Below are 23,559 nucleotides of genomic sequence, written 5' to 3' on the forward strand. Positions count from 1 at the left end.
AGCTGTGCCGCTTTCACGCATTTCCCGTGCCTGCGCGACGGGCGCGCTCGCGGTGACGGGCCCGGTGATCTGACCTTCAGAGGCTGCGCACGAAGGCGCTGAAGGCGGCGGGGCCGATGACGAAGGCCCCGCCGTCGGGGTTCTTGGAGTCGCGGACGGCGATGCGGTGGGGTTGGGACGCGATCTCGACGCAGTCGCCGCCGGTGTTGGAGCTGTACGACGACTTACGCCAGGCGGCAGCCCCGAGGGGCGCGCACTCGACGCATTCGCCGCCGGTGTCGCCGCTGTAGGACGACTTACGCCAGGCGGCAGCCCCAAGGGGCGCGCACTCGACGCATTCGCCGCCGGTGTCGGAGCTGTACGACGACTTACGCCACTGGGTGGCGCTTGTCAGGTTCAGGTTGGTCCCCATAACGCTCCTCCATTACGCGGGCGATCAATGCCGCCGAATCCTCCACGGAGAGGGCAGTGGCCTGCAAGTGATCGTAACGGAGTGAACCCTCCCTGATAGCGCGCGGGTTGGCCGTCATGTGGCCGCTGACGAAGTCCTCGGTGTACACGAGGTCCGGGTCGTCGTCGAACCGCAGGGTGGTGAAGGAGCCAGGCAGCCCCGCGTGCGCCCCAGCCTCGAAAGGCAGCACCTGCACCTTCACCCACTCCCGCTTCCTGTGCAGGTCCAACAGATGCTCAAGCTGCTCCCGCATGACCTTGCGGCCGCCGATCTCCTGATGCAGGACCGCCTCGCTCATCACCGCCCAGGTCAGCGGCGGAATCTCGCGGTCCAGGATCCGCTGCCGTTCCATGCGGGCCTCGACGCGCGCGTCGATGTCACCCTCGTCCCGGACACCGAGCACCGCACGGGCGTAATCCTCGGTCTGGAGCAGCCCGTACACCAACTGCGCCTGGAACGTGGAGATGTACGCCGCCCGCGCCTCCATCTCCGCGTACTGCTGGAACCACGACGGCAGCTGGCTGCGCAGGACCAGGCCGACGAGACGCGCGAAGAACCCCTCCGTGAGGAGCGCGGCGTCGAGCCGCTCGGAAATGTCCCGCGTAGGGACCTTCCGCGCCGTTTCGATCTGGCCGATCAACGACGCCGCGCAGAAGATGCAGCTCCCGAGCTGCTCCTGCGTCATTCCGGCTGCTTCGCGTTTGCGGCGCAGCTCGGAACCGTAATAATCCAGCGGTGAGGCGCTGGGATCGAGGTCTCGGATGTTGACCATGACGAAGGGTCACCCCCAACCACACGCGGTGGGCAGATTTTTCGGCCCATACCGAACGTAACCAGTTCACCGCACTCTGGTGGCGTGAACCACGCAACTCACCCTTCCGAGGCGGAAGTTGGCGGGCGCTACGGGATGACCCTCACCGTGGGCGACCACTCGGCCCGGCATTTACGCCGGATCCTCCGCCAGTATCTGGCCAACTGGTCCATGACCGAGCTGGTCGACGACGCGGAACTCGCGCTGACCGAGCTCATGGCGAACGTCGTACGCCATGTGCCCGGCCGTACCTGCCGGTTGGTGATATTCCAGCGCGCGGGCGGACTGCGCGTGGAGCTCACGGACGACTGCCCGAAGCTGCCCGCGATGCCCGCCCACCCCGACGAACTGGCCGAATCCGGCCGGGGGTTGCTGATCGTGGCGACGGTGGCGAACCGGTGGGGCGTGGTGTCGCACGCGGGGGGCGGGAAGACGGTGTGGTTCGAGTGCGACACGAGCGGTGAGCCGGAATAGGTGAGCCGGAATAGGTGAGCCGGATCAGCGGAAGCCGCCCATAGCGGCCCGTACCTCGTCGAGGGTGACCTCCGCGATCGCGTTGGCGCGTTTGTTGCCCTCGCGCAGGACCTCCCGTACGTACGGGAGGTCGCTCGCGTACTCCGCCCGGCGGGCCCGCATCGGCGCGAGGTAGGTGTTGACGGCCTCGGTGACGTGGCGCTTGAGCGCGGCGGCGCCGCCGTCCCCGATCTCGGCGGCCACGTCGTGCGGGTCGCGGTCCTGGCAGAGGGCGGCGAGCTGGAGCAGGCCGGAGACGCCGGGGCGGTCGGCGGGGTCGTACGTGATGCGGCGGTCCGCGTCGGTCGTGGCGCGGCGGATGAGCGCGGCGGTCTCGTCGGCGGTGGCGGAGAGGGGGACGGAGTTGGAGCGGGACTTGCTCATCTTCGTACCGTCGGTGCCGAGGAGCAGGGGCGCGGCGGAGAGCAGGGCCTCGGGCTCGGGGAAGACCTGCCCGTAACGGTCGTTGAAGCGGCGGGCGATCGTACGGGTGAGCTCCAGGTGGGGGACCTGGTCCTGGCCGACGGGGACGACGTCGGCCTTGCAGAAGAGGATGTCGGCGGCCTGATGGACCGGATACGTGAACATCAGGCCGCTGACGGCCGATTGGCGCGAGTGCGCGATCTCGTCCTTCACGGTGGGGTTGCGGCCGAGCTCGGCGACGGAGACGAGGCTGAGGAAGGGGAGGAGGAGCTGGTTGAGGGCGGGGACGGCGCTGTGGGTGAAGACGGTCGCGCGGGCGGGGTCGATACCGGCGGCGAGATAGTCGAGCACGAGGCCCTCGGTGTGGCCGACGAGGTTGTCGGCGAGGTCGCGGTCGGTGATGACCTGGTAGTCAGGGATGACGAGGAAGACCTCCACGCCGTCGTTCTGGAGGCGGACGCGGTTCTGGAGCGTGCCGAAGTAGTGGCCGAGGTGGAGGGGGCCGGTGGGGCGGTCGCCGGTGAGCATGCGGGTCATGTGGCTGCCTCTCTGGGTGGGTGGCGGGCGTCGTCGGGGACGGCCGGTCCGGTCCAGAGGGGTCCGGGCATGCGAAAGGGCCGTCCGTATCGAACGGCCCTCGATGGCGTGCAGGTGTCGTGGCCGCTCCTAGAAGGAGCGCCACCAGCAGAGAGTGCTGACACGGTGCACGTCGGAAGTCATATGGGGAGTGTAACGGGACGGGGGTCCCGGACGGCAGGGAATTCCGTCACTCACTTGTGCGCGTGGTCCCCCACGTAGAAGAGCAGCCAGACGAACCCGGCGAACAGGTGCGTGCCGAAGATGTAGAACCCGGCGCGGAGGGCGATACCGCGCTCTTTGCTCTTCTCGGTGTCCTCGGCCACGGGGGGCTCCTTGGGGTGCGGGGGCGGTTCCAGGGTACGGGGGCCGGGACAGCTACAGGGCGTCGATGGCCTTGACGATCAGGGCGCGGGCGTCGGAGCCGTACACGGCCATGGTGCGCAGGTGGTCGAAGGCCTTCAGGTAGAGGGCGATCTCGGAGGGCTGGGTGATGTTCACCTGGGCGGAGAGCAGCTCCACCGAGACGAGGGTGTCGTCGTACACGTGAAACGTCTCGTGGGGCCACATCGTCCGTTCCGGGGCGCTCCTCGGGACGATGCCGAGCGAGACGGCGGGCAGGGCCCCGGCGGTGAGCAGATACCCGAGCTGTGCGGCCATGGCAGCGGCGTCCCCCACCTGGTAGTACAGCGCGGCTTCCTCGATGAGCAGCACGAACCGGTGCCCTGGCTCGTGGATCACTCGGGAGCGCGCCACCCGGGCTTCGGCCGCGGCGGGTCCGTCGTTCGGGATGTCCCGGAAGTCGGCGATGGCGGTCAGCAGGGCTGTCGCGTACCCCTCGGTCTGGAGCAGCCCGGGTACCAGCGTGGACGAGTAGACGCGGAAGAGCCGGGTCTCGTGGAAGAACCGCACCCAACTGTCCTGAAGCTGCTTCAGGCCGCTGCGCACCTGGTGGCGCCACTCGCTGTACATCGACTCCGCGTTGAGGGACTGAGCGATGAGGTCGCTTGCCTGGTCAGCGGCCTGACAGGCAGCGCACCACAAGGCGATGTCCTTGGTCGAGGGGGCGGTGCGGGCGTTCTCGATGCGTGATGTCTTGGCATGGTGCCAGCCGCAACGGTCGGCCAGCTCCGTGACCGTCAGCCCCGCGCGCTTTCTGATCTCGCGCAGGCGGCCCGCGACCGCTTCGCGAGCCGCCTGGGCGGAGGAGGAGGGGGATATGGGCATGAGCGGGCCGGACCGGTGCTTTCTGTCAGTGGATCTCGTAGTCGTCGTGCGGGACGGCTCGCTCCCACACGGCTTCGAAGGCCGTGGCGCAGAGCTTCGCGGCGGCGGGGTGATCGGAAACTTCACCGCCGCCCGATGAGCCGTCTCCGGAGAAGTGGTTCCAGTGGACCCACTGCTCGTCGAAGAGCCAGAAGTCGTTGCCCGGCAGGGCGATGTCGGAGGCCCGGCGCCGGGGCAGCCAGCGGACCTGTTCGCCGGCTGCGACGTTGGTGAAGGTGCCCGAGTGTTCGAACCGGATGTACTCGCTGACCGGCTCCGAGACGATACGGGCGCGACGCACCACTACTCCTCGGGAGACCGTCTCCGACATCAGGTCGAGCCAGGGACGCCACCACGACGCCCGGTCAGCGGGGTCCAGGCGGTGACCGGCACGCCAGTCCGCGAACGGTCCCTTCTCGTAGTCGACGGCGTAGGAGTCGCGCATCTCCAGGTGCACGGCTGAGCGTGTGCACCGCGCGAGCAGCTCATCGAACGTCTCAGGGCTCGACGGCATCGCACGCCTCCCTGATCAAGCGCACCATCCTGGCCGGGATCCGGATCACTGCCTCGTTGTCCGGGATGCCCTTGGCGTGCCCGGGGACCTCCGTGGCAGCGCACTCCGCTGCGATTTCGGGGGTGGGCTTCCAGCCCTGGAGAACGAGCTCGCGCCTTTCCCTGTCGACCCACACGGTCGGGCTCTGCCTGTCCCCGGCATTCGGGTCGATGCCGACGAAGAGTAACGCCATGTCAACCTCCTTCGATGGCCGTGCAGTTGCGTGCACCACGGTCGCGCGGGAGACGTGATCGATCAAGAGGGCCGATAAGCCATTCACCAGGTCTGATTGATCTCTCTGCACATGTCTGCACATCGCTGGCAAGCGCTCACGCACCGCCTCTGGCGTCGGCCGCACCGACGACGCACACGGAGGTCACCCATGCGCTACCGACTCGATGTGGCCCGCAATGGCGACGAGGACGCGGACGGAGACGGGGGCGAGCCCAACCCGCCCACCGGGGACTCGGACGACGGCCGCCAGTACAACCACGTCCGCACCCGCTGATGACTCACTGGCACGCGTACGCGTGGACCGGGCCGGAGCGGCCCGCCGACCGGGAACGCGTCGATCCCGCCAACCCGGCCCCGCCTCTGGAGATCGCGGACTGGCTGCGGAAACAGGTGGGGCCGGAGGCGACGTTCGGGGACCGGGAGCGGGCCGCCGCGTGGCTGCGCGCCCAGGGCGAGGAGCACCGGCACCTCAGCCACGGCGCGTTTCCGCTGGACGAGCGCATGGAGTACGTCCACGAGGCGCTGGGGCTCGGGACGGATGTGGTGTGGGGCTACTACTCGACCGCCAAGCGGTACGTCTCCCGCAGCCTGATCGCCTGCCCCCGCGAGCATTACGCGTGCCCGGCGCCGCCGGGGGCGGGCTGAGCCCGCGCCGCTCGGACGCCCTTCCGCTCCCCCGCCTGCGACCCGTACGTGGCCGCTCGCGCGTGGCCTGCGGGTTGTGGTGGGTTGCTCGCGCAGTTCCCCGCGCCCCGAGGGGTTGGTGGTCTGCGGGTTGTGGTGGGTTGCTCGCGCCGTTCCCCGCGCCCTTTGGATGCCGCTGCGCGGCATCCTTGGGGGCGGCCCGAAGGGGCGCGTCTTTAGGGGCGCGGGGAACTGCGCGACCAGCCCCCACCGGCCCGCAGCCGAAAAGCGACCCACTCCGCGAAGCGGGCCGCCGCGCGCAGGGGCGGACGCCGACGGTATCGGACCACCCGCGAGAGGCCCGGGCCTCACCAACCCGGCCCAACGGGCGGGCGGGGTGGGGCAGCCCCCGGGCCGCCGGGGGCGGGCGCACCACGTACGCGCGGGCGGACGCCAACGGTGGGCGACCACCCACGAGAGGCCCGGGCGACCCAACCCGGCCGAACGGGCGGGCGGGGTGGGGTGGGGCAGCCCCCGGCCCGCCGGGGGCGGGCGCACCACGTACGCGCGGGCGGACGCCAACGGTGGGCGACCACCCACGAGAGGCCCGGGCGATCCAACCCCGCCGAACGGGCGGGCGGGTGGGCGATGCGGCGCCGCCGAACCGGCCGCCCCACCCCGGCCTACTCCCGCGTGTAGAACACATAGAACGCCGCCGCCATCATCCCGCCCCCCAGCAGCGCCCCCATCATCGACGCCCCGAACACACTCTCGCCCGACTGGGCATACAGAAACCCCGTCCCCGCCCCGAACAACGCTCCGAACGCCACCGCCCGCAGCTCCCGGGGCAACCGGCCCTGGATCATCAGCAACCCCAGCCCGAGCGCGGCGATCACCACTCCGGAGACCAGCCCGAGCGCTATGTTGCCGCCGGTGACCTCGCCGCCCCGCCGGTTGATGGACGCGGCCCAGAAGCCGTAGAAGATCCCGATGACCACCGGCAGGGCGATCAGCGCCAACGGCAGGCCCAGACGGGTGGTCAGGCCGGAGAGAGGGCCGGGCCGGGACGGTGCCGGCATCGTTGCGTGTGCGGACATGGCGCAACTCCTTCCACTTCCCCCATACAGCCCACACCCGCGCGCGCCGCCCGGCAACCCGGGGTTGGCTGGACCCGTGCGCTCCTCCGTCACCGCAGTCGGCCTCGGCATCGCCGCGGGCGGGCTCGGGCTGCGCGCCCTGGTCGCCCTGGGCCGTGTCCTCACCCTCGCCGACCTCCCGGCCCACGCCGACCCCGGCACCGCCGCGGGCGTCTATGACACGCTCACCGCGATCCTGCGCGGCGCCGCCTGGGGCGCCGTCGCCGTCGGTCTCGCCCTGGCCCTCACGGCCTGGCTGAGCGGCCGCGTACGGCGAGCTCCGCCAGCCGACGAAGCGCCGCGTCAAGCACCGGCCGTGGCGGCGACGCCAGACCCACCCTGACCGCGTCCGGCGCCGAAGCCGCGCCCACCGCGAACGCCGAACCGGGCGTGACCGCGATCCCCAGCTCCTCCGCGGCCGCCGCCGCGAACGTCTCCGCCCGCCACGGCGCCGGCAGCTCCCACCAGCAGTAGTAGGAGCACGGGTCGGTGCGAATCGCTTGGTCCCCCAGTTGTCCCGCCACCAGCGCGTGCCGCGCCCCCGCCTCCGCCCGCTTCGCCGCCGTCACCGCCTCGACCGTCCCGTCCTCCACCCACCGCACGGCCGCCTCCAGGTTGAACCGGCCCGCCGTCCACGCCCCGGACCGCAGCGCCCGCGCGACCTCCTCCCCGTACGCCTCGGGGACGCTCAGGAACCCCACCGTCAGCCCGGGCGCCAGCCGCTTCGACAGGCTGTCGACCAGAAGAGTCCGCTCCGGCGCGTACGCCGCCAGCGGCGGGGGCGTATCCGCGGCGGCCAGGAACGCCCACGTCGTGTCCTCCACCGCCACCAGTGCCAACTCCCGCAGAACCCGCGCCAGTTCCTCGCGGCGCGCCCCCGGCATCGTCAGCGACAGGGGGTTGTGCAGCGTCGGCTGTACGTACACCGCGCTCAGCGGCGTACGCCGGTGCGCCGCCTCAAGCGCCGACGGCAGCAGCCCCGACCCGTCCGTCCCGATCGGTACCAAGGTGATCCCCAGCCGCTCCGCCACCGCCTTGACCAGCGGATACGTCAGCTCCTCCACCCCCACCCGACCCCCGGGCCGCACCAGCGCCGACAGCGCCGCCGCGATCGCCTGGCGGCCGTTGCCCGCGAACAGCAGCCGGTCCGGGTCCGGATGCCAGCCGGGGCGGGCGAGCACCCGGGCCGCCGCCTCCCGCGCCCCGGGTGTGCCGTCCGCCGCCGCCGGGCGGGTGGCCTCCAGGAGTACGTCCGGGCGGGCCAGGCCCGCGAGTCCGCGCGCCATCAGCTCCGACTGGCCGTCCGCCACGGGGTAGTTGAGCTCCAGGTTCACCGGGGCGCGGCCGCTGTCCTCCGCGAGCACCGACCCGGGGTGCGGCGGCGCCGCCCGTACGAACGTGCCGCGCCCGACCTCCCCCACCACCAGGCCCCGGCGCACCAGCTCCCCGTACGCCCGTATCGCCGTGGAGACCGCCACCCGGTGGCGGCGCGCGAACGTCCGCTGGGGCGGCAGCCGGTCGCCCGGGCGCAGCCTCCCCTCGGCTATCGCCTTCGCCACGCCGTCCGCCAGCCGCCGGTAGTCCACCTCTGCCAGCCCCTCCCACATTGCACCGAGAGCAAAGATCTTATTGCACCGAGCAGTTGAGCACGCCTAGCCTCCTGACATGCCCACCACCTACACCGACCGGGGCATGGGCGACGCCCTGCTCCTGGTCCACGGCCATCCCTTCGACCGCACGATGTGGGACCCCCAGATCGAGGAGTTCGCGCGTACGCACCGCGTCGTCGCCCCCGATCTGCGCGGCTACGGCAGCGCGCCCGGCGCCCCCGGCACCACCCTCCTGTCGGACTTCGCCGAGGACGTCCGCGCGCTCGCCGACCGGCTCGGCATCGCGCGCTTCGCGCTCGGCGGGCTCTCCATGGGCGGCCAGATCGTCATGGAGTGCTACCGGCTCTTCCCGGAGCGGATCACCTCGCTCGTCCTCGCCGACACCTTTCCCGCCGCCGAGACCCCGGCCGGGCGCATCGCCCGCCGCGAGATGGCCGACCGGCTCGCAGGCGAGGGCATGAAGCCGTACGCGGACGAGGTCCTGGAGAAGATGGTGGCGCCCTACGCGGACGCCGAAGTGAAGGCGCACGTCCACCGGATGATGACCGCCACCGATCCCGAGGGCGCCGCCGCCGCGCTGCGCGGGCGCGCCGAGCGGCCCGACTACCGCGAGCTGCTCACCACCGTCACCGTCCCCACCCTGATCGTCGTGGGGCGCGACGACACGTACACGCCGGTCGAGGACGCCGAGGCGATGCACGCGGCGGTCCCCGGATCCACCCTCGTCGTCGTGGAGTCGGCGGCCCATCTGCCCAATCTGGAGCGGCCCGCCGAGTTCAACGCGGCCCTGCGCGCCCATCTGACGGGCTGACGGCGCACACCGGCGGATACTTGAGGGCGCAAAGGCCTGTCGAACCGTCGACCGGGAGGGTCCCTTGGACGCCCTTGGCACCGCACCGCCCTGGCCCGCCACGGACGCGGCGGCGGGGCCGCCCGGGGAGCGGGGGCACCCGTGGCGCCGGGCGAGTGCGGTCCTGGGCGGGCTGGTGCTCGCCGGGGTCAGCGCGGTCGTCGGGTGCCGGGCCGCGGCCTCGGACGGGGTCACGCCCGTGCCGCAGCTGCTCGCCTTCCTGCCGTGGCTGCTGGTGCCGGGCGGCGCCGGGCTCGTACTGGCCGCGTTCGGGCGGTGGCGGACCGGGATGGCGTGGGCGCTCGTCGTGCTGGCGGTGACCGGCTGGTACACCCAGCCGTACGGCGCCGAGATCACCCGGCCGCACGGCCGCCCCCTCGGTGAGCTGCGCGTGCTCACCTCCAACACCGAATTCGGCTGGGCGACGGACGACTTGATCGCGGCGGTGCGGCGCGAGAAGCCGGACTTCGTCTTCGTCGAGGAGTGCGCCTTCGTCTGCGCGGACGCGCTGGAGCAGCGGGTGGCGAAGGCGGACTACCCGTATCGGAACGTCGTACGCGAGGACGGCTCGGCCGGGTCCGCGGTCCTCAGCAGGTACCCGCTCACGGCCGCCCCCACGATCCCCTCCGAGATGGCCATGCCGGGCGCGGTGGCGCTGGTCGCGGGCCGGAACGTACGGCTCCAGCTCGCGCATCCGGAGCCGCCGCTGCCGGGCCGGGAGGGCACGTGGCGCCGGGAGCTGGGGCGGGTGCGGGACTTCGCGGCGTCGGTGAAGGGGGAGCCGGTGATCGTCGCCGGGGACTTCAACGCCACCCAGGACCATGCCGCCTTCCGGTCGGTCCTGAAGGCGGGCGCCCTGCACGACAGCGCCCGGCTGGCGGGCAGGTCCCGCGCGTACTCCTGGCCCGCCGACCGCGCCACGCCGTTCCGGACCCAGATCGACCATGTGCTGGTCAGCGGCGACGACTTCACGGTCAGGTCGGCGCGGTTCCTGACCCTGCGCGGGACCGACCACCGGGCGCTCGTCGTCGACCTCGAACTGTTCGAGGGCTAGGGCCGGATGGCGGTTCCCCGGGGTGCGGGCGGCGCGGTCCTGGGTGAGGATCGGACCGTCCGTAGGCCTGGTTGCAGGGGGGCCGAGCAGGAGGCGTACGCGTATGCGCGCTGTCGCGGTCCAGGCCTTCAGGGCCACGCCGGGGGTCATCCATGTCCCCAAGCCGGTGCCCGGCCCCGGCGAGGTCCTGGTGAAGATCGACTACGCCGCCCTCAACCCGTTCGACTGGCAGGTCGCCGACGGTCTCCTCGACGGCCGCCTCCCGCATGTCTTCCCGCTGGTCCTGGGCCTCGACTTCGCGGGCCGCGTGGACGTGGTCGGCCCGGGCGAGAACCGGTTCGTGGTGGGCGACGCGGTGTACGGGCAGGCGGCGCGGCCACCGGTGGGGACCGGAACGTACGCGGAGTACGTGACGATGCCGCACGACTCGACGATCGCCGGGGTGCCGGAAGGCCTCGCGCTGCGGGCGGCCGCGGCCCTGCCCACGGCCGGGATGACCGCGCTCCAGATCCTGCGCACCGGCGTGGCGCTCGAACCGGGCGACTCCATGCTCCTCGTGGGCGCGGCGGGCGGGGTCGGCAGCGCGCTGACCCAGCTGGCGGCGGCACGGGACGTCCGGGTCGTGGCGGTGGTGCGGGGCGACGAGCGGGAGCGGATGCGGGCGCTGGGCGCGGCGGTCGCGATCGACTCCACCGAGCAGTCGGTGCCCGAGGCGTGCGCGCGGGCCGCGCCGGGCGGGGTGGACGCGGTGGTCGACCTGGTGTCGGCCGACGCGGAGGCCTTCGACGCGTACGCGTCGCTGATGCGGCCGGGCGGTGCCGCGCTGAGCACCCGGGGCGCGGCCCCGCCCGGGAAGGGCGTGAACTTCCGGCTCACGGCGTCGGGAGCGCTGCTCGACGCGCTGGCCGCGGTGGCGCTGGCGGGCGAGGTGCACGTGCCGGTGGACGGGGAGTACCCGTTGGAGAAGGTGCCGGAGGCGCTGGAGCGGAACCGGGCGGGCGGGGCGCGGGGGAAGACGCTGTTCGTGCCGTAGGGGTGGCTCGGCGGGAATGTTTATCCACAGGGTGTGGATAAACATTCCGACGGTCGAACACTCATCTGCGGCCCGGTGGGGGCTGGTCGCTCCCCCAAGTTCTCGGCTTCGCTCGAACAGGGGGGGACCCCCATCGCGGCGGAGCCGCAAATGCCACAGCCCCACGCCCCTGAAAACCACCGCTCGTCTGCGGACCGTGCTGGGTTGCTCGCGCAGTTCCCCGCGCCCCTTGGGCAGTCCGCCGCAGCCGGAGAATCCAGCTCAGCCACAGCCCTCCAGGGGCGCGGGGAACTGCGCGACCAGCCCCCACCGGCCCGCAGACAAACCCCGGGCAAAGATCATTGTGCCGAAGACCCGCCCAAAAGGCCTGAATCACCGTGATCGCATACTGATGCCATGGGTGGACAGCTCGACGTGGACAAGGACCCGGGCGACCGGGGGCGGGTGCGGCTGACGCCGCCGCAGTGGCTGGTCAGCGGGTTGCGCCCGCAGAGCACGCCGATCGTGTGGCCCGCCGTCGCCCGGGCCGGGATCGGCCTCGCGGCCCCGCTCGCCGTGGGCTTCGCCACCGACCAGCCGGCGTACGGCGCGCTGGTGTCGATGGGCGCCCTGTCGGGGGTCATCGGCGACACCGCCGACGCGTACCGGATGCGGGTCTTCAACATCGCCGTGCCGCAGCTCTTCGGCGCGATCGGCGTCACGCTCGGCACCCTGGTGTACGGGGACGGCTGGCTCGCCGTCGCCGTGCTCACCCTGGTCGCGCTCGTCTCCGGAATGATCTCGTCCATCGGCGCGGTGGCCTCCGTGTCCGGGCTGCTGCTCCTGCTGAACGCGGTGGTCGGGGCCGGGCTTCCGATGCCCTCGCCGTGGTGGAAGGCGCCGCTGCTGCTCACCCTCGGCGGCCTCTTCGTCCTCCTGCTCACCCTGCTCGGCTGGCCGCTGCGCAACCGGGTACCGGAGCGGGCCGCCGTCGCCGCGACCTACCGGTCGGTGGCCGATCTGCTCGAAGCGGCGGGCACACCGGCGTACGACGCCAGGCGGCAGGCGGTCACGCAGTCGCTCAACACGGCGTACGACCTGGTGCTCGCGCGCCGCACCCGCGACCACGGACGGCGCAGCCCGCTGGTACGGCTGCTCGCCCAGCTGAACGTGGTGATCCCGCTGGTGGAGGCGGCCCCGGCCGCGCATCTGCGGGGGCGGCCGCTGCCTCGTGACATCCCTGCCGCTGTACGGGAGTTGGCGGAAGCGGTGGAAGAGGCCCGGACGGGGCCGGTGCCGGACCTGACGCTCCCCGAGCCCGCCAAGCCGTCGGAGCGGGCGGTGGACGCGGCGCTGCGGCACGCGGCGGTGGTGGTGCACAAGCCGGACCCCGACCCGTACAACGTCGACGACCGGCTCGGGCGCCCGGCGGCGCTGCGCATCCGGCTGCGGCGGGGCGCGCGCAACGTGCTGTTCTCGCAGGCGTCCTGGCGGTACGGGCTGCGGCTCGCGCTCTGCATCGGGCTCGCCCAGGCGCTGGTGTCGCTGGTGGCGGTGCCACGCTCGTACTGGGTGGCGCTGACCGTCACGTTCGTCCTGAAGCCGGACTTCGGGTCGGTGTTCTCCCGGGCGGTGCTGCGGGCCCTCGGCACGGCGGTGGGGCTGGTCACGGCGGCGGCGGTACTCGCGGAGGTGCCACGGGGCTGGTGGGACGTGCCGGTGATGGTGGTCCTCGCGGCCCTGATCCCGGCGTTCTCGGCGAAGGGGTACGCCTTCCAGACGGCGGCGATCACCCCCGTGATCCTGCTCCTCTCCGACGTCCTGAACCACCAGGGCTTCGCGCTGGTCCTGCCGCGCCTGTGGGACAGCCTGATCGGCTGCGGGATCTCGCTGGTGGCCGGGTACCTGCTGTGGCCGGAGAGCTGGCACACCCGGATCGGGGACCGGCTGGCGGACGCGGTGGGGGAGGCGGCGGGGTACGTGGAATGCGCGTTCGCCGGCCGGGACCAGGTGGAGCGGGTGCGGCGGCGGCGCCGGCTCTACCGGGACCTGTCGGTGGTCCGCTCCGAGTTCCAGCGGGCCCTGACCGAGCCGCCGCCGACCGGGGCGCGGGCGGCGGCGTGGTGGCCGCTGGTGGTGGCGGTGGAACGGATCGTGGACGCGACGACGGCGGCGCGGGTGCGGGTGAACCACGGGGCGGCTGCGCCGGGCGCGTCGGAAGTGGCGGAGGTGTCCCGTGAGCTGCGCGCTCTGGCGGACGGGCTCCGGGCCTCATCCACCCTGGTGGAGGTACGGGCGTCCCTGACGGGGTCGGAGGAGAGCGTCCTCGCCCCCCTCCGCCAGGAGGTCCGAGCGGCGCGGGCGATCGCGTCCCCGCGCTAGCTGTATTGCGCCGCACGCCCACCCACCCGCCCGCCCGTTCGGCGGGGTTGGGTCGCCCGGGCCTCTCGTGGGTGGTCGCCCACCGCCGGCGTCCGCCCGCGCGTACGTGGTGCGCCCGCCTCCGGCGGGCCGGGGGCTGCCCCACCCCGCCCGCCCGTTCGGCGGGGTTGGATCGCCCGGGCCTCTCGTGGGGGTCCGATACCGTCGGCGTCCGCCCCTGCGCGCGGCGGCCCGCTTCGCGGAGTGCGTCGCTCCTCGGCTGCGGGCCGGTGTGGGCTGGTCGCGCAGTTCCCCGCGCCCCTAAAGACGCGCCCCTTCGGGCCGCCCCCAAGGATGCCGCGCAGCGGCATCCAAGGGGCGCGGGGAACGGCGCGATCAGCCCACCACAACCCGCAGACCACCAACCCCTCAGGGGCGCGGGGAACGGCGCGATCAGCCCACCACAACCCGCAGACAGCCAACCCCTCAGGGGCGCGGGGAACTGCGCGAGCAACCCACCACAACCCGCAGACCACCAACCCCTCAGGGGCGCGGGGAACTGCGCGAGCAACCCACCACAACCCGCAGACAGCCAACCCCTCAGGGGCGCGGGGAACTGCGCGAGCAACCCACCACAACCCGCAGACCACCAACCCCTCAGGGGCACGGGGAACGGCGCGAGCAACCCACCACAACCCGCAGACCACCAACCCCTCAGGGGCACGGGGAACGGCGCGAGCAACCCACCACAACCCGCAGACAGCCAACCCCTCAGGGGCGCGGGGAACGGCGCGAGCAACCCACCACAACCCGCAGACAATCCGGAAAGGGCCGCAGGCAGACGCGCGACCAGCCCTCCACGGCCTGCGGACGGCAACCCGAGGGGCGTGGGGTGTGAGCCGGCCGCGGGCGGCCACCCGGCGGAGGACCGGGCCGTGCCAACCCCGCCGGACGGGCGGGCGGGCGGGTGGGCGAGGGCCGGGTCAGAACAGGGGCAGCTGGCCCGGGAACAACGCCACTTCGTAACCGTCCAGCGTCCGCTGGCCCGCGGACGCCGGTGCCCGGCGCTTCGAGCCGGGGCAGAGCGTCAGCTCCCCGCCGCCCCCCGTGCGCGTGCGCGGATCGTGGCGCGCGTACTTGCCCGCCACCACGGCCACGGCACGGCCGCACGACGGACACGGACGGCGGGGAGAGACACTCGGCATACGTTCATGCTGCCAGAGGGGTACGACACCCAGGTGCCCCACCGGCCCGCCCGGCCGCATGCCGAGTCGGAAAGGGCGGCTCAGAACGGGCCCGGCCACCCCGCACGCCACCGGAACGGCCCGTAGACACCCAGGTGCCCCACCGGGCCGCCCGGCCGCATGCCGAGTCGGAGGTCCTCGGTATCGGCGCGGCTCAGGACGAGCCCGCCCCCGTACCCCTTACGCCGCAGGCACCGCCTTCGGCACCGCCGCCGGCTTGAACGCCGACGCCAGGCCGTTCCGCCACAGGCTGTTCACCCGCGACCGCTCCGTGCTGTTCGGGTACGCGTTCCTGCACGACGTGCCCGGCCCGCCGCCGGACATCAGCTCGCTGCACGGGCCCGAGTAGTGGTCCGGCAGACCGAGGACGTGGCCGGTCTCGTGGGCGACCACGCGGACCGAGTAGTACTGCTGGTTCTGCTGGTAGTCGAGGAAGATGTACCCGCCGCCGTGCCCGTCCGTGGACGCGTACGAGCCGTTCGGGTCGTTGCCCTCGTAGTACGAGAAGTCGGCGCCGGAGGAGGACTCGGTGAGGCGTACGTTCTGCACCGAGGAGTTCCAGATCTGCGCGGACTGCGATATCTGGGAGCGGAAGCTCGGCGCGTTGCGGGTGCTGTAGTAGACGGTGACGGAGGCCGCCAGCGGGTTGGCGGCCCGCTTCTTGGCCACCGACTTCATCACGGCGTCGTAGAACGCCTTGTTGTTGGCCGCCTCCTTGGCGGAACCCGCGTACGTCGAGCCCTGCGCGTACGCGGAGGTGGCGGCGGTGGACGGGGAAGGGGCGGCGGCCGTGGCGGGGATCGCGCCGAGGCCGGCGAGCGCCAGACCCAGTGCGGTGGACAGGACGACAGTCCTCTGGTGTCTCATGGGGGGGCTCCTGGTCGTTCTCGTGGGGGTGGCCCCGGTGGGTTGCCGGGACCAGGGCGAGTGTCGGGGAGCCGGGTGCGCGCGGGGATGATGGCAATCGGCGATAACTCGGCGTTATCGGCGGGGAATCGGCCGTCTAGTGCGGGACATGACAACCCCTTTACCCTCGGGCCATGGAGCTCGACGTGAGGCACCTCCGCGCCCTCTGCGCGATCGCCGACACCGGCAGTCTGCACAGGGCCGCGCGGCAGCTCGGAACCAGCCAGCCGGCCCTGACCACCCAGCTCCGGCGCATCGAGCACTCACTGGGCGGCCTGCTCTTCTCCCGGGAGCGCACCGGCTGCCGGCCGACCCCCCTCGGCCAGACCGTCCTCAGCCGCGCCCGCCCCCTGCTCGCCGGGATGGACGCGCTGGTCACCGAGGTGCGGGCGGCCGTCGACGGGGTGGACGGGCGGCCCCGGCTGCGCATCGGCTCGACCGCCAGCCGTGCCATCCCCGGCTGGCTGAGACGGCTGCGCGAACGCCTGCCCAACGCCGAGACCCAGCTGCACGTCGCCGTCTCCGCCAACGCCCTGCTCGGCCTGGTCGCGGCGGGCGAGCTCGACGTGGCCTTCGTCCACCAGGTGGAGGGCTGCCCGCTGCGGGTGCCGGACGGCCTCGACGTGCGCGTACTCGTCGAGCGCGAGCCCCAGTTCATCTCGCTCGCCGTCGACCACCCGGCGGCCGACGGCGAGGTGGTGGACCTCAGCGATCTGGCGGACGACCGGTGGATGGTCGATCCCAGCGTGGACGGCGAGTGGGACGGGCTGCGGCGCGTGTTCGCCGCCGCCGGGCTCAACCCCCGTGTGCTGCACGGCGATTACCTCACCGCCGCCTCCCTGGTCGCCACCGGCGAGGTCGTCACCCCCTGCCAGCCGACCTCCCGCCCGCGCCCGGACATGGCGATCCGGCCGCTGCGCGGCGACCCCCTGGCCGTACGGCTGCTGCTGGCCGCGCGGGCGGGGGCGTACGAGGAGGCGCTGTACGGGACGGTCCACTCCGCGCTCGACGGGGCGTACTGGGAGGCGGCCCGGATGTCCGCCCCCTACCGCGCGTGGCTGGCCGGGCCGCTGCGGACCCCGGCCCCCCGGCCCTGCCTGCGATAGGCGCCTCGCGGCATGGCGGACGCGACGGCTCCGTATGGCTGGATCCGTCCTCGTACGCGGGGGAGACGCGGCACCCCCTGCCCGCTCCGGAGCCCACTACGATGCACGCGGCTTCCGGATGCGCGTGGGCAACACCCGTTCCGGCGGCCGGAGTTCTGACATACCGCCATATGTCACGCAGCAAAGGACGTTCTGGTCATGAGCAGCAGCCGCAGCACGGGCAGAGGGCTACGCTCCAACGCCCTCGGCACGTTCGACACCGTCGTCATGGCCGTCGCGGGCAGCGCGCCCGCGTACTCGCTGGCCGCCACCACCGCCGTACTGACCGGGGCCGTCGGCCTCGCCGGACCCGCCGCGCTGCTCTACTGCGCGATACCCATGCTCGGCATCGTCCTCGCCTTCGGGCGCCTGGGACGCATCGACGTCAACGCGGGCGCCGCCTACTCCTGGGTGGCCCGGACCCTGCACCCCTTCCTCGGCTTCATGAGCGGCTGGGCGCTGGTCGTGGCCGCCACCCTCTTCATGGTCGCCGGATCGCTGCCCGCCGGGCAGATGACCCTCGCCCTCCTCGACCCCGAGCTCGCCCGCCACACCGCGCTCGCCACCGCCACCGGCGCCGGCTGGTTCCTGGTGATGCTCGCCGTGGTGCTCGGCGGCGCCCGGCTCTCCGCCCGCGCCCAGGTGATCGTCTCCGGCGTGGAGCTCGCGATCCTCGTCGTCTTCGCGGTCGGCGCGCTCCTCCACCACGGCGGCGCCGCCCCCTTCGACTGGTCCTGGCTGGGGTTCGGCCACTTCGACGGCCTGCGCGGCTTCGCCTCCGGCACCCTGATCGCCGCGTTCTACTACTGGGGCTGGGACGTCACCAGCAACCTCAGCGAGGAGACCCGCGACAGCCGCCGCACCGCCGGACTCGCCGCCCTCGTCGGCCTCGCCGTCGTCTTCCTGCTCTTCGTCGGCTTCACCGTCGCCGTCAACATGACGCTGACGCCGGGCGCGATCGAGCAGCACGGGTCCAACGTCCTCGCCGTGCTCGGCGAGACCATCTGGCCCGGCGTCGGCGGCAAACTCATGGTGCTCGCCGTGGTCCTGTCCACGATCGCCACCCTGGAGACCACGCTGCTCCAGGTCACCCGCTCGCTCTTCGCGATGGGCCGCGACCGTACGCTGCCCGCCGCGCTCGGCACCGTGCACCGCCGCTGGAACACGCCCTGGGTCGCCGTCGTGGTGGTCGGCGCCGTCGCCCTCGCCCTGTTCGTCGCCTCCAACGCGCTGGGCTCGGTCGAGGACATCATGGCCGACGCGCTCGCCGCGATCGGCCTCCAGACCACGTTCTACTACGGCCTCGCGGGCCTGGCCGCGGTCGTCGCGTACCGGGGGACGCTGACCAGATCGGTGGGCTCCTTCGTCTTCGGCGGACTGTGGCCCGCGCTCGGCGCCGTCTTCATGTTCTGCGTCTTCGTCGCCTCCCTCGCCCAGCTCAGCGCCGCCGCGATCGCCATCGGCCTCGGCGGCCTTGCCGCCGGGCTCGCCCCGATGCTCTGGTACTGGCGGCGCGGCAGCGCCTACTACCGGCCCGCCGCCCTCGACGCCGGCCGGGCCATCGCCGTCGACGAGGTGTACGCGGCCTCCGGCGCGGGCCGCCCCGAGTACGCGGGCGCGGCCCTGCCCACCGACTTCTGACCACCTGGCCCCGAGCCACCGACCAGAGAGGGGTGTTGATGGCCGCTGCCCGCCGCCGCTCCCCGGCCGTCCGCTTCGACCCGGACCTCGGCGACCGCCCGCTCGCCACCGCCCGGCACGACATCGTGATCGGGCGCTGGCAGGGCGTACGGGACCTGCTGCGGGCGACCGGCGAGAACTGGCCACTGCGCACCCACCGGATCCGGCTGCTCGCGCCCGCCGTCGCGGGCTCCACCGTCGTGGAGGCCTGGCGCGCCGCCGAGCCCGACAGCGCGGACGCGGCCGTACTGCGGGCCGCCACCGAAGTGGTCCGGGTCTTCCACCTCGCCATCGCGGCCGGGCGCGGCGCGGCGCCCGACCGGGACCGGCTCGACGTGGCGGTGATGGCCTGCCTGGGCGCGGCGGACGCGCACCCCGGCGACCCGATGCCGTGGGCGTCGCTGCTCACGGTGGCCCGGCTGTACGAGGGCGGGGTGGGGCGGCGCGATCTGCGCGGCTGGTGGGACGAGTTGCGCCGGCGCGACCCGTACCACGTGGAGGGCCATGTGCAGATGCTGCGCTACTTCTCGGCCCGCTGGCACGGGACGCACGGCACGATGTACGACTTCGCCCGGGACGCGGCGGGCGCGGCGCCCGAGGGCTCCGCGCTGCCGGTGCTCGTGCAGATCGCCCGGGTGGAGGAGTACCGGTACGCCGCCGAGGGCGCCAAGGGGCAGCCGGTGCGGGGGTTCGGGCAGCACTGGAGCGGCGAGCTGGCGGTGACCGACCTGCGCCGCACCTACGACCGCTGGCTGGGCGGCCGCCCGCCCGGCCCGGTGCCGGTCGCGGAGGCGGCCGAGCTCAACTACCTGGTGCACGCCGCGTGTTGTGCCGGGCTGAGTCTGGAGGCGCGTTCCCTGGTGGGGCTGCTGGGGGAGCGGGCGGCGCGGGTGCCGTGGGTGTACACGGGCGATCCGGAGCAGCAGATCACGCGCTGGCGGATGCCGTCCGGGGCCTAACCGGTACGGCGCCGTCCGCCCCCTGCCGAGGTTGACCGGATCGGATCGCTAACCTTACGTGTCCACGCTCGTGGTCCCGCTCACGCGACGTGGATACATATGGATACGTAACTGGATGGCAATCGGATACGTAAAGCCATGCAACGCATATCGCACCCAACTCATGCGAAAGGCCTCGCCCATGGGCATTCGGAGCTTGCTGCGCAAAGTGTTCGGACGCGATCGCGACGCGGAGAGCGCCGACCTGACGGCGGCTCCGGCGGAGGAATCGGCACCGGCCGCGGCCACCGTGCCGGCCCCCGCCGAGGAGTCCGCACCCGCGACCCCGACGGTGCCGGCCCCGGCCCGGCGCGACCTCTCCCCCGCGGAGGAACTGGTCGCGGCGGCGTTCGACGCGTCCTCGTCCCGTCCGGCGGTCCCGTCCCCGGCGCGCCCGACGGAGGACACCTCCCTGACTGAGGCCCCGGCCCCCGCCACGCCCCCGGCCGGCTCCGACGTCCCGCAGCCGCGGGGCGAGTCCCCACTGACGGAGCCCGCCGCCCCGGCGGAGCCGGAGCCCGTGGTGGCCGAGCCGGCGGTGGCGGAGGTGGAGCCCGTGGAGGCCGAGCCGGCGGTGGCGGAGGCGGAGCCCGTGGAGGCCGAGCCCGCCCCGGCGGAGGCGGAGCCCGTGGAGGCCGAGCCCGTGGTGGCGGAGGCGGAGCCCGAGCCCGTGGTGGCCGAGCCCGAACCGGTGGCGGAGGCTGTCGAGCCCGAGCCGGTGATCGTGGCCGAGCCGGAGCCGGTGGTCGTGGCCGAGCCGGAGCCGGTGGTCGTTGTGGCCGAGCCCGAGCCGGTGGCGGAGGCTGTCGAGCCCGAGCCCGAGCCGGTGGCGGAGGCTGTCGAGCCCGAGCCCGTGGCCGTGGTGGCCGAGGCCCAACCGGTGGCGGAGGCTGTCGAACCCGAGCCCGAACCGGTGATCATGGCCGAGCCCGAGCCCGTGGCCGTGGTGGCCGAGCCCGAGCCCGTACAAGCCGAGGCCGAGCCGGAGCCGGAGCCGCAGGCCGTGGAGCCCGAGCCGGAGCCCGTCGCTGTCGTGGCCGAGCCGGACCCGGAGCCCGTCGCCGTCGTGGCGGAGCCCGAGCCCGTACAGGCCGAGGCCGACCCGGACCCGGAGCCCGAGCCGCAGGCCGAAGAGCCCGTGGCGGCAGCCATCGACGCCGAGGCCGAGCCCGCGGAGCCCGCCGCCAAGGCGTCCGCGGCCGTCGCCCTCCCCCGTATCAAGTCCCGGGCCCCCGGCCTCGTGGAGCACTACAAGGCCGCCGGGGCCCAGCTGCGCAAGGCCGGGCTCGTCGGGGCGCGGGCCAAGGTGTACCTCGTGCTCGACCGGTCCGGGTCGATGCGGCCGTACTACAAGGACGGCAGCGCCCAGCAGCTCGCCGAGCAGGCGCTCGCGCTCGCCGCGCACCTCGACGAGGACGCCGCCGTCCACACCGTGTTCTTCTCGACCGAGCTCGACGGCACCGCCGACCTCTCCCTCGGCTCGTACGAGGGCGTCGTCGACGACGCGCACGCCGCGCTCGGCCGGATGGGCCGCACCAGCTACCACTGCGCCGTCGAGGCGGTCGTCGAGCACTACGAGAAGAGCCAGTACGACGGCCCCGCGCTGGTGGTCTTCCAGACCGACGGCGCCCCGGACGCCAAGGTGGCCGCCCGCCAGGCGCTCGCGGACGCGTCCGGCAAGCAGTTGTTCTGGCAGTTCGTGGCGTTCGGCGAGGACGACAGCAAGGCCTTCGACTTCCTGCGCAAGCTGGACGCGCCGAACGCCGCGTTCTTCCATGCCGGGCCGGCCCCGCGCGAGCTCGATGCCGCCGCGCTCCAGGCCGGGCTCATCGGTGGGTTCGCCCGCCGCTAGACGCTCCGCGAGGAGGACCGTTCTCCGTCTGCGGGCCGGTGGGGGCTGGTCGCGCGGTTCCCCGCGCCCCTGAAGGGGCTCGGTACCGCAGCCTCCCTCCACCGCGCAGGACGCTCGACAGGCTCCGGCAGACGCACCACCACGGCCAGGCCGCCCTCCGGGAGCGGTCTGGCCGTCGCCGTTGCGCCATGGGCCGTCGCCACCGAGCGCACGATCGAGAGGACCGGGCCCGCCCCCGGGCCCATCCGGTCGCGGCCCCGGACGCGTCCTTCGTACGGGAGCGGATGTTTCGCGGACCTCTCCACCGGCCGCCGCGGGTTTATGCGGGTGAGTGGATCTCCCCGCGGCCGTTAGGATTTCGACCATGGCGGCCACTGGATCCGAGAAGCAGGGGGCGAAGGCGTTTTACGTCTCGACCCCCATTTACTACGTCAACGACGCTCCTCACCTGGGCCACGCCTACACGACCGTCGCAGGCGACGTGCTCACGCGCTGGCACCGTCAGCGCGGCGAGAAGGTGTGGTACCTCACCGGCACGGACGAGCACGGTCAGAAGATCATGCGCACTGCCGACGCCAACGGGGTGACCCCGCAGGAGTGGTGCGACAAGCTCGTGGAGGAGGCCTGGAAGCCCCTCTGGGAGCACCTGGAGATCGCGAACGACGACTTCATCCGTACGACGGAGAAGCGGCACACCGACCGTGTGCAGGAGTTCGTCCAGGACCTGTACGACAAGGGCGAGATCTACAAGGGCGGCTACGAGGGCCCGTACTGCGTGGGCTGCGAGGAGTACAAGCTCCCCGGCGACCTCATCGAGGCGGAGGACGGCACCAAGCTGTGCCCCGTCCACAAGAAGCCGGTGGAGATCCTCAAGGAGGAGAACTACTTCTTCAAGCTGAGTGAGTACGGCCCGAAGCTGATCGAGTTCTACGAGGCCAACCCCGGCTTCATCCAGCCCGAGTCGGCCCGCAACGAGGTCGTGAACTTCGTGAAGCAGGGCCTTGAGGACCTCTCGATCTCCCGTTCCACCTTCGACTGGGGCGTACCGGTCCCGTGGGACGACAAGCACGTCATCTACGTGTGGATCGACGCGCTCCTGAACTACGCCACGGCGGTCGGTTACGGGGCGAACCCGGAGAAGTTCGACGAGACGTTCCCGGCCAATGTCCACCTGATCGGGAAGGACATCCTCCGCTTCCACGCGGTCATCTGGCCCGCGATGCTGCTGGCCAACGGCCTGCCGGTGCCCGGCAGGATCGCGGCCAACGGCTGGCTGATGGTCGGCGGCGAGAAGATGTCGAAGTCCAACCTGACCGGCATCAAGCCGCAGGACCTGACCTCGCACTTCGGCGTCGACGCCTACCGCTGGTACTTCCTGCGCGCCATCGCCTTCGGCCAGGACGGCTCGTTCTCCTGGGAGGACTTCACCGCGCGGTACACCTCGGAGCTCGCCAACGACTACGGCAACCTCGCCTCGCGCCTGGCGGCCATGGTCGGCAAGTACTTCGGCGGCACGCTGCCCGCGGCGACGGCCTCCGGCCCGGCCGAGCAGGCCATCGCCGACGGCCTGACCAGGGCCGTCACCGAGGCGGACCGGAAGATCGGCGAGGAGCTGGACTTCCAGGGCGGCATCCTGGCGGTCTTCGACTTCGTGAAGCAGGTCAACGGCTACATCACGGAGCAGGAGCCGTGGAAGGTGGCCAAGGACGAGTCGGAGGAGGGCCGCGCCCGTCTCGCGACCATCCTCTACACGGCCGCCGAGGCGCTGCGCGCCGTCGCCGTCCTGCTGAACCCCGTCATGCCGGACACCTCGCAGAAGCTGTGGGAGTCGCTCGGAGCCGAGGCCGCAGGCCTCGGGCCGCTGGCGGACCAGCGGGTCCAGGACGCGGCCCGCTGGGGGCAGCTCCCGGTCGGCGCGACGGTGACGAAGGGCGCGGTGCTGTTCCCGCGTCTGGAAGAGAAGCCGGCGTAGGCGTTACGTACGTGTGAAGGGCCCGGAACCGGCCAGGTTCCGGGCCCTTCGCGTGCGGTCCGCGGTTGCGGGGCGCCTCCTGTGGGCGCACGCTGCACGTGAATATGTACGTGCATGAGGGGGTGCGCGCCATGACCAGGAGTACGGACCAGCAGCGGGCCGAGGAAGAGGCCCAGCGCCGCGAGGAACTCATCCGCAAGGTCCGCGAGGCGAATCGCCAGAGCGCGAATCGCCCCACGGGACCGCCGTCCCCGGACTTACCGTCCCGGGACGAGGACTGAGGCGGGC

At 72.8% G+C, this 23,559-nt stretch carries 25 protein-coding genes; 14 read left to right on the forward strand and 11 right to left on the reverse strand.

Going from position 1 to position 23,559, the window contains the following annotated elements; translation table 11 throughout:
* Window positions 1-76: 76 nt before the first annotated feature.
* Both ACFWA7_RS07925 and ACFWA7_RS07930 read right to left on the reverse strand, forming a co-directional pair.
* A complete protein-coding gene (locus tag ACFWA7_RS07925; protein ID WP_385821615.1) occupies window positions 77-412 on the reverse strand; it encodes a DUF397 domain-containing protein in 336 nt (111 codons plus the stop codon).
* Complete coding sequence (locus ACFWA7_RS07930; protein WP_385821617.1) at window positions 369-1,223, reverse strand: Scr1 family TA system antitoxin-like transcriptional regulator; 855 nt, start codon at window positions 1,221-1,223, stop codon at window positions 369-371. The genes ACFWA7_RS07925 and ACFWA7_RS07930 overlap by 44 nt, the downstream gene beginning before the upstream one ends.
* Window positions 1,224-1,307: 84 nt before the next feature.
* Here ACFWA7_RS07930 and ACFWA7_RS07935 point away from each other — a divergent pair, with 84 nt between their 5' ends.
* Complete coding sequence (locus ACFWA7_RS07935) at window positions 1,308-1,736, forward strand: ATP-binding protein (RefSeq protein ID WP_385821619.1); 429 nt, start codon at window positions 1,308-1,310, stop codon at window positions 1,734-1,736.
* 24 nt (window positions 1,737-1,760) lie between these two features.
* On the opposite strand, the gene trpS is transcribed toward ACFWA7_RS07935, so the two are convergent.
* The 5 genes from trpS to ACFWA7_RS07960 all read right to left on the reverse strand — a co-directional run bounded on the left by trpS (window position 1,761) and on the right by ACFWA7_RS07960 (window position 4,786).
* Window positions 1,761-2,735: a tryptophan--tRNA ligase gene (trpS, locus tag ACFWA7_RS07940; protein WP_385539056.1), complete on the reverse strand. Its 975-nt coding sequence runs from the start codon at window positions 2,733-2,735 to the stop codon at window positions 1,761-1,763.
* Between the two features lie 233 nt (window positions 2,736-2,968).
* A complete protein-coding gene (locus tag ACFWA7_RS07945; RefSeq protein ID WP_385539054.1) occupies window positions 2,969-3,100 on the reverse strand; it encodes a DUF6126 family protein in 132 nt (43 codons plus the stop codon).
* Between the two features lie 52 nt (window positions 3,101-3,152).
* Window positions 3,153-4,001: a helix-turn-helix domain-containing protein gene (locus ACFWA7_RS07950; RefSeq protein ID WP_385821621.1), complete on the reverse strand. Its 849-nt coding sequence runs from the start codon at window positions 3,999-4,001 to the stop codon at window positions 3,153-3,155.
* Window positions 4,002-4,026: 25 nt separating this feature from the next.
* A complete protein-coding gene (locus tag ACFWA7_RS07955) occupies window positions 4,027-4,554 on the reverse strand; it encodes a DUF6879 family protein (protein ID WP_385539050.1) in 528 nt (175 codons plus the stop codon).
* The gene (locus ACFWA7_RS07960; RefSeq protein WP_385821623.1) at window positions 4,538-4,786 is read right to left on the reverse strand and encodes a hypothetical protein; all 249 of its coding nucleotides are present in this window, start codon (window positions 4,784-4,786) and stop codon (window positions 4,538-4,540) included. The genes ACFWA7_RS07955 and ACFWA7_RS07960 overlap by 17 nt, the downstream gene beginning before the upstream one ends.
* Before the next feature lie 189 nt (window positions 4,787-4,975).
* On the opposite strand from ACFWA7_RS07960, the gene ACFWA7_RS07965 reads away from it, so the two are divergent.
* Both ACFWA7_RS07965 and ACFWA7_RS07970 read left to right on the forward strand, forming a co-directional pair.
* A complete protein-coding gene (locus tag ACFWA7_RS07965; protein WP_385821625.1) occupies window positions 4,976-5,101 on the forward strand; it encodes a hypothetical protein in 126 nt (41 codons plus the stop codon).
* Window positions 5,101-5,472 carry a hypothetical protein gene (locus ACFWA7_RS07970; RefSeq protein ID WP_385821627.1) on the forward strand — a complete coding sequence of 124 codons (372 nt, stop codon included), beginning with the start codon at window positions 5,101-5,103 and terminating at the stop codon, window positions 5,470-5,472. Before ACFWA7_RS07965 ends, ACFWA7_RS07970 begins: the two co-directional genes overlap by 1 nt.
* 662 nt (window positions 5,473-6,134) lie before the next feature.
* Here ACFWA7_RS07970 and ACFWA7_RS07975 read toward each other — a convergent pair.
* Window positions 6,135-6,548, reverse strand: coding sequence for a hypothetical protein (locus ACFWA7_RS07975; RefSeq protein ID WP_385550050.1), 414 nt, complete (start codon window positions 6,546-6,548; stop codon window positions 6,135-6,137).
* Window positions 6,549-6,624: 76 nt separating this feature from the next.
* Between ACFWA7_RS07975 and ACFWA7_RS07980 the strand changes: the two genes are divergently transcribed.
* Complete coding sequence (locus ACFWA7_RS07980) at window positions 6,625-6,930, forward strand: hypothetical protein (protein ID WP_385550047.1); 306 nt, start codon at window positions 6,625-6,627, stop codon at window positions 6,928-6,930.
* On the opposite strand, the gene ACFWA7_RS07985 is transcribed toward ACFWA7_RS07980, so the two are convergent.
* Window positions 6,833-8,194 carry a PLP-dependent aminotransferase family protein gene (locus ACFWA7_RS07985; protein ID WP_385821629.1) on the reverse strand — a complete coding sequence of 454 codons (1,362 nt, stop codon included), beginning with the start codon at window positions 8,192-8,194 and terminating at the stop codon, window positions 6,833-6,835. The two genes, ACFWA7_RS07980 and ACFWA7_RS07985, sit on opposite strands and share 98 nt — an antisense overlap.
* A 58-nt stretch (window positions 8,195-8,252) precedes the next feature.
* Between ACFWA7_RS07985 and ACFWA7_RS07990 the strand changes: the two genes are divergently transcribed.
* The 4 genes from ACFWA7_RS07990 to ACFWA7_RS08005 all read left to right on the forward strand — a co-directional run bounded on the left by ACFWA7_RS07990 (window position 8,253) and on the right by ACFWA7_RS08005 (window position 13,495).
* Window positions 8,253-9,008, forward strand: a complete 756-nt coding sequence (locus tag ACFWA7_RS07990; protein ID WP_385550042.1) for an alpha/beta fold hydrolase — start codon at window positions 8,253-8,255, stop codon at window positions 9,006-9,008.
* Between the two features lie 64 nt (window positions 9,009-9,072).
* The gene (locus ACFWA7_RS07995) at window positions 9,073-10,101 is read left to right on the forward strand and encodes an endonuclease/exonuclease/phosphatase family protein (protein ID WP_385821631.1); all 1,029 of its coding nucleotides are present in this window, start codon (window positions 9,073-9,075) and stop codon (window positions 10,099-10,101) included.
* A gap of 103 nt (window positions 10,102-10,204) precedes the next feature.
* Window positions 10,205-11,134 carry an NADP-dependent oxidoreductase gene (locus ACFWA7_RS08000; RefSeq protein WP_385550037.1) on the forward strand — a complete coding sequence of 310 codons (930 nt, stop codon included), beginning with the start codon at window positions 10,205-10,207 and terminating at the stop codon, window positions 11,132-11,134.
* A 396-nt stretch (window positions 11,135-11,530) separates the two neighbouring features.
* The gene (locus ACFWA7_RS08005) at window positions 11,531-13,495 is read left to right on the forward strand and encodes an FUSC family protein (RefSeq protein ID WP_385821633.1); all 1,965 of its coding nucleotides are present in this window, start codon (window positions 11,531-11,533) and stop codon (window positions 13,493-13,495) included.
* Window positions 13,496-14,457: 962 nt separating this feature from the next.
* On the opposite strand, the gene ACFWA7_RS08010 is transcribed toward ACFWA7_RS08005, so the two are convergent.
* The gene (locus tag ACFWA7_RS08010; protein ID WP_385543653.1) at window positions 14,458-14,679 is read right to left on the reverse strand and encodes a hypothetical protein; all 222 of its coding nucleotides are present in this window, start codon (window positions 14,677-14,679) and stop codon (window positions 14,458-14,460) included.
* A 219-nt stretch (window positions 14,680-14,898) separates the two neighbouring features.
* Window positions 14,899-15,585 carry a snapalysin gene (gene snpA / locus ACFWA7_RS08015; RefSeq protein WP_385543650.1) on the reverse strand — a complete coding sequence of 229 codons (687 nt, stop codon included), beginning with the start codon at window positions 15,583-15,585 and terminating at the stop codon, window positions 14,899-14,901.
* A 173-nt stretch (window positions 15,586-15,758) separates the two neighbouring features.
* On the opposite strand from snpA, the gene ACFWA7_RS08020 reads away from it, so the two are divergent.
* The 6 genes from ACFWA7_RS08020 to ACFWA7_RS08045 all read left to right on the forward strand — a co-directional run bounded on the left by ACFWA7_RS08020 (window position 15,759) and on the right by ACFWA7_RS08045 (window position 23,552).
* Window positions 15,759-16,730, forward strand: coding sequence for a LysR family transcriptional regulator (locus tag ACFWA7_RS08020; protein WP_385543647.1), 972 nt, complete (start codon window positions 15,759-15,761; stop codon window positions 16,728-16,730).
* A gap of 198 nt (window positions 16,731-16,928) precedes the next feature.
* A complete protein-coding gene (locus ACFWA7_RS08025; RefSeq protein ID WP_385821636.1) occupies window positions 16,929-18,410 on the forward strand; it encodes an APC family permease in 1,482 nt (493 codons plus the stop codon).
* Window positions 18,411-18,448: 38 nt separating this feature from the next.
* Window positions 18,449-19,408, forward strand: coding sequence for a hypothetical protein (locus tag ACFWA7_RS08030; protein ID WP_385821638.1), 960 nt, complete (start codon window positions 18,449-18,451; stop codon window positions 19,406-19,408).
* A gap of 208 nt (window positions 19,409-19,616) precedes the next feature.
* The gene (locus ACFWA7_RS08035) at window positions 19,617-21,299 is read left to right on the forward strand and encodes a VWA domain-containing protein (RefSeq protein WP_385821640.1); all 1,683 of its coding nucleotides are present in this window, start codon (window positions 19,617-19,619) and stop codon (window positions 21,297-21,299) included.
* A gap of 364 nt (window positions 21,300-21,663) precedes the next feature.
* Window positions 21,664-23,271 carry a methionine--tRNA ligase gene (gene metG, locus ACFWA7_RS08040; protein WP_385543635.1) on the forward strand — a complete coding sequence of 536 codons (1,608 nt, stop codon included), beginning with the start codon at window positions 21,664-21,666 and terminating at the stop codon, window positions 23,269-23,271.
* A gap of 131 nt (window positions 23,272-23,402) precedes the next feature.
* Entirely contained in the window at window positions 23,403-23,552 is a 150-nt protein-coding gene (locus ACFWA7_RS08045; protein ID WP_385543632.1) for a hypothetical protein, read from the forward strand.
* Window positions 23,553-23,559: the final 7 nt, after the last annotated feature.

It is taken from the genome of Streptomyces sp. NPDC059994, from assembly GCF_042737755.1.
In the GTDB taxonomy this organism is placed as follows: Bacteria; Actinomycetota; Actinomycetes; order Streptomycetales; family Streptomycetaceae; genus Streptomyces.